The 579-nt window shown below is 66.0% G+C and carries 1 protein-coding gene; it reads right to left on the reverse strand.

The window, feature by feature from the left end; translation table 11 throughout:
• Positions 1-579 (reverse strand): endo-1,4-beta-xylanase (locus IEZ31_RS55910; RefSeq protein ID WP_190258310.1); only part of this gene is annotated, 579 nt, incomplete at both ends.

Here is a 579-nt window from a genome sequence, read left to right on the forward strand (position 1 = left end):
ACGCCGAGGGCGGCGAAGCTCGACAGCGTCGTCTGGAAGTTGCCCGGCAGCGAGCTGCCACCGGTGAAATGGGTCTGCAGGCCCACGCAGTCGATCGGCACGCCGCGGGACTTGAAGTCCCGGATCATGTTGTACACGCCCTGGGTCTTGCCGTACGACCAGTTCTCGATGTTGTAGTCGTTGTAGCACAGCTTCACCGACGGGTCGGCGGCCCGGGCGGTGCGGAACGCCACCTCGATCCAGTCGTTGCCGGTGCCCTGCAGGTTGGACTGGCGGCGGCTGCCGTCCTCGTTGAACGCCTCGTTGACCACGTCCCAGGCGGCGAGCTTGCCCTTGTAGTGGGCCATCACGCCGTTGATGTGATCGATCATCGCCTGCCGCAGGGCGCTGCCGTTGAGGCTCTGCATCCAGCCCGGCTGCTGCGAGTGCCAGGCGAGGGTGTGGCCGCGGACCTTCATGCCACGCTGCGTGGCCCAGTTGTAGATCTGGTCCCCGGACGAGAAGTTGAACTGCCCCCGCTGGGGCTCCGTCGCGTCCGGCTTCATCTCGTTCTCGGCCGTCACCATGTTGAACTCACGG

The sequence above is a fragment of the Dactylosporangium sucinum genome, assembly GCF_014647515.1.
Classification (GTDB): domain Bacteria; phylum Actinomycetota; class Actinomycetes; order Mycobacteriales; family Micromonosporaceae; genus Dactylosporangium; species Dactylosporangium sucinum.